Raw genomic sequence first — 4300 nt, forward strand, 5'->3', positions numbered from 1 at the left:
GGCCGGTGGTGGCGGGAGGTACCCGTCGCCGCACCCGTCGGCGGCGGCGTGGTCGAGGGGGTCGTCGACCTGCTGGCCGAGACCCCGGGCGGGGGACTGGTCGTCGTCGACTACAAGACCGACGCGGTCGCCACCGAGGCGGAGGTCGACGCCGCCGCCGGCCACCACCGCCTCCAGGCCGCCGCCTACGCCGCCGCCCTGTCGTCGGTCCTCGACCGGCCGGTGGAGCGGGCCGTCCTCGTGTTCGCCCGGCCCGGCGGGGCGATCGAGCGCGAGGTGCCCGACCTGCCGGCGGCGATCGAGGAGGTGAGGCGCCTGGTGACGACGAGCACCGAGCCCGCCGGCGCCCGCTGACCACGCCGCGTCAAGCCGCGGCGGCGTCCTCGGCCCGGTGGCGGAGGTCGGCGACGGCGTGGGCCAGGCCCTCCGGGTCGCGGAACAGGGCCGAGCCGGCGACGAGGACGTTGGCGCCGGCGGCCGCGGCCCCGGCGACGGTGGCCGGGGCGATGCCGCCGTCCACCTCGACGTCGACCTCGCCGTTCCGCCCGGCCACCTCGAGCAGCCGCCGGACCTCGGCGATCTTCGGCTCCATGGTCGCGAGGTAGGCCTGGCCGCCGAAGCCGGGGCTGACGGTCATGACCAGCACCTGGTCGACCAGGTCGAGCACGTGAGCGACCGCGGCTGCCGGCGTCGCCGGGTTCAGCGCCACGCCCACGCGCGCGCCCGCCTCCCGCACGGCGCCGAGCGTGCGGTGCAGGTGCCGGGGCGCCTCCGCGTGGACGATCACCATCTCGCAGCCGGCCTCGACCCAGCGGGGGAGCAGGGCGTCGGGGTCGGTGACCATCAGGTGGGCCTCGAAGGGCAGCCCGACCACGGGCCGCACGGCCGCGATCACGTCCGGGCCGACGGTGAGGTTCGGCACGAAGTGGCCGTCCATCACGTCCCACTGGATGCGGTCGGCGCCGGCCGCTTCGAGCGCCGCGCACTCCTCGCCGAGGCGGGAGAAGTCGGCCGGGAGCACGGACGGCACGATGGCGATCGGTCGGCCCACGAGCTCGACGATACGGCCCCGCCGCCCCGGGCCGGCCGTCCGGTGCACAATGCCCGGGTGCGAGTGACGGCCAAGGTCGACTACGCGGTGCGGGCGATGGTCGAGCTCGCCGCCGCCGACCCGGGCCGCCCGGTGAAGGGCGAGCAGCTGGCGTCGGCCCAGAAGGTGCCGCTGCGCTTCCTCGAGAACATCCTCGCCGACCTCCGCCACGGCGGCCTCGTCGCCAGCCAGCGGGGCGCGGAGGGCGGCTACTGGCTGGCCCGCCCGGCCGACCGCATCGTGATCGCCGACATCATCCGGGTCGTCGAGGGCCCGCTGGCCGACGTCCGCGGCACCCGCCCCGACGCGCTGGAGTACCACGGAGCGGCCAAGTCGCTCCAGGAGGTCTGGATCGCCGTGCGGGCCAACCTGCGGGCCGTGCTCGAGGCCGTCACCCTGGCCGACGTGGCCACGGGCCGCCTCCCCCCGGTCGTCGAGGAGCTCACCGCCGACGCCGACGCCTGGCAGCCGCACTGACGAACGGACGCCCGCGCCGCCAGGACCGCTTGGGGGCGCCCGACCGCCGCACACCCCCGAGCTCACCGGGCGGCGCGGTCCTCAGGCGCGTCCCGGGCTGACGGGCCGCCGGCCTCGGGCCCGACCCAGGCTCACCGGGCGGCGCCGTCCTCAGGCGCGTCCCAGGCTGACCGGCCGCCGGCCTCGGCCCCGACCCGGGCTCACCGGGCGGCGCCGGCCTCGGCCGTGACCGTCCCGGCGGCGACCGGCGGCCCCGCCGCCCCGCCCGCGGCGATGTCGGCCAGCGTGATCGACGAGAGCAGCTCCACGATCTCGGTGCGCACCCGGTCCCACACGTCGGCGAGCGAGGCCGCCGCGCCCCCGTAGGTGAGGAGCGAGGGGTCGACGCCCCGCACGTCGGCGATCGGCCCCTCGATCACCTGGATCACGTCCGCCAGCACGATGGCCGAGGCCGGGCGGGCGAGCGCGTACCCGCCGTCGGCGCCCCGCTGGGACACGACCAGCCCGCCGTGGCGCAGCGCGCCCATCAGGTTCTCGAGGAAGCGGGGCGGCACGCCCTGCGCGGCCGCCAGGCGCTCGGCCTTCACGGGCCGCCCCGGCTCGGCCGCGGCCAGCTCGGCCATGGCCCGGACGGCGTAGTCGACTCTCGCGGTGACCCTCACGTCGCCATCATGCTTGACATCGCCTCCGTTTCTCTACCATTCTGGTGAAGAAATTCTTCACCAATACGGTCGACAAACTTGACATTCGGCTCCGCTGGGAGGGACCGCCGCTCGCCGGCGGCCCGCGGGCCGATGAACTGGAGGCACCCGTGTTCCGTTTCAGGCATCTGCTGGCCGCCGTGCTCGCGCTGGCGCTCGTCGCCTCGCTGGCGGCGTGCGGCGGCGACGACGACGGCGGCAGCTCGACGGCGGCCGGCGGCGACAGCGGCGGCGAGACGCTGTCGCTCGGCTACTTCCCCAACGTGACGCACGCGACCGCGCTGGTCGGCGTCCACGAGGGCATCTTCCAGGAGGCGCTCGGCGACACGAAGCTCGAGACGGCGACCTTCAACGCCGGCCCCGAGGCGGTCGAGGCCCTCCTGTCCGGCGCCGTCGACGCCACGTTCATCGGGCCGAACCCGGCGGTGAACGCGTACGCGCAGTCCGACGGCGAGGCCGTCCGCATCATCTCCGGCGCCACGTCGGGCGGCGCCTTCTTCGTCGTGAAGCCGGACATCGACGGTCCCGACGACCTCCGCGGCCGCAGCGTCGCCAGCCCGCAGCTGGGCAACACCCAGGACGTCGCCTTGCGCACCTGGCTGGCCGACAACGGGCTCGAGACCACCCCCGAGGGCGGGGGCGACGTCGAGATCGTCCCGCAGTCCAACGCCGACACGCTCGACCAGTTCGTGGCCGGCGAGATCGACGGCGCCTGGGTCCCCGAGCCGTGGGCGACCCGCATGGTGCAGGAGGGCGACGGCAAGGTGCTCGTGGACGAGCGCGACCTGTGGGAGTCGACCGGCGGCGAGTACGTCACCACCCACCTGATCGTCCGCAAGGACTACCTGGACGACCACCGCGACATCGTGCTCGACCTCGTCCGTGGCGTCGTCGAGGCCGACCGGTTCGTGAACGAGGACGCCGACCGCGCCCAGGCCGACGTCGCCGCCGAGATCCTGTCGATCACCGACCAGGAGATCGCCCCCGAGGTGCTGAGCGCCTCGTGGGGGAACCTCACGTTCACCGTCGACCCGATCGCGTCCTCCCTCCAGCAGTCGGCCGACGACGCCGTCGCCGCCGGCCTGCTCGACGAGGTCGACCTGCGCAGCCCGGGCATCTACGACCTGAGCCTGCTCAACGAGGTGCTGGGCGACGACGGCGGGGAAGCGGTGGACGGCCTGTGACCGTCGGGCAGCGCACGTCGCCGTCCGTCGACGCGACCCGGGAGGCGGCCGTCGTGCCGCCTCCCGTCGTCGCCTCCGGCGTGACGAAGGTGTTCGGCCAGGGGGCGGGGTCGGTCCAGGCGCTCGACCGCGTCTCGTTCGAGGTGCGGCAGGGCGAGTTCTGCTGCCTCCTCGGCGCTTCGGGCTGCGGCAAGAGCACGATGCTGAACCTCCTCGCCGGCCTCGACACGCCGACGGCCGGCTCGGTCGACGTGCGGGGCCGCACGGCGCTGATGTTCCAGGAGGCGGCCCTGTTCCCGTGGCTGACCGCGCTCCAGAACGTGGAGCTGGCGCTCAAGCTGCGCAAGGTGCCGAAGGCCGGCCGCCGCGAGCGGGCCAGGGAGCTGCTGGAGTCGGTCCACCTCGGCGGGTTCGCCGACCGCCAGCCCCACGAGCTGTCGGGCGGCATGCGCCAGCGGGTGGCGCTGGCCCGGGCCTTCGCCCAGGACGCCGACGTGCTGCTGATGGACGAGCCCTTCGGCGCCCTCGACGCCATGACCCGCGACCTGCTGCACGACGAGCTCGAGCGGCTGTGGTCCGAGCGCGGGCTGACCGTCGTGTTCGTCACCCACAACGTGCGGGAGGCGGCGCGGCTGGGCGACCGGGTCGTGCTGCTCACCAGCCGGCCCGGCCGGGTGGCCGAGGTGTTCCCGCTCGACCTGCCGAGGCCCCGGCGGCTGGAGTCCCACGAGGTGGCGAGCGCGGCCGCTCGGGTCACCGAGCGCCTCCGCCGGGAGGTGCGCCGCCATGCCGGGGACTGACCCGTCGGCCGGCCCGACGTGCCGGGCGCCGGCGGCCCGCCGACGACC

General features: G+C 75.5%; 6 protein-coding genes. 4 read left to right on the top strand and 2 right to left on the bottom strand.

From position 1 onward, the window contains the following. A partial coding sequence (locus VGB14_20225; GenBank protein HEX9995260.1) for a PD-(D/E)XK nuclease family protein occupies window positions 1-354 on the top strand: 354 nt, incomplete at its 5' end. Window positions 355-364: 10 nt separating this feature from the next. Here VGB14_20225 and rpe read toward each other — a convergent pair. After that, window positions 365-1051: a ribulose-phosphate 3-epimerase gene (rpe, locus tag VGB14_20230; GenBank protein HEX9995261.1), complete on the bottom strand. Its 687-nt coding sequence runs from the start codon at window positions 1049-1051 to the stop codon at window positions 365-367. A gap of 57 nt (window positions 1052-1108) precedes the next feature. Between rpe and VGB14_20235 the strand changes: the two genes are divergently transcribed. Next, entirely contained in the window at window positions 1109-1567 is a 459-nt protein-coding gene (locus tag VGB14_20235) for an Rrf2 family transcriptional regulator (protein ID HEX9995262.1), read from the top strand. 200 nt (window positions 1568-1767) lie between these two features. Here VGB14_20235 and VGB14_20240 read toward each other — a convergent pair whose 3' ends face one another. Beyond that, window positions 1768-2229, bottom strand: a complete 462-nt coding sequence (locus VGB14_20240) for an Rrf2 family transcriptional regulator (GenBank protein HEX9995263.1) — start codon at window positions 2227-2229, stop codon at window positions 1768-1770. Between the two features lie 149 nt (window positions 2230-2378). On the opposite strand from VGB14_20240, the gene VGB14_20245 reads away from it, so the two are divergent. Together VGB14_20245 and VGB14_20250 are read left to right on the top strand one after the other, a co-directional pair. Then, window positions 2379-3452 carry an ABC transporter substrate-binding protein gene (locus VGB14_20245; protein HEX9995264.1) on the top strand — a complete coding sequence of 358 codons (1074 nt, stop codon included), beginning with the start codon at window positions 2379-2381 and terminating at the stop codon, window positions 3450-3452. Window positions 3453-3505: 53 nt separating this feature from the next. Next, the gene (locus VGB14_20250) at window positions 3506-4252 is read left to right on the top strand and encodes an ABC transporter ATP-binding protein (GenBank protein HEX9995265.1); all 747 of its coding nucleotides are present in this window, start codon (window positions 3506-3508) and stop codon (window positions 4250-4252) included. Window positions 4253-4300 lie beyond the last annotated feature (48 nt).

The sequence above is a fragment of the Acidimicrobiales bacterium genome (assembly GCA_036399815.1).
Lineage (GTDB): Bacteria > Actinomycetota > Acidimicrobiia > Acidimicrobiales > DASWMK01 > DASWMK01.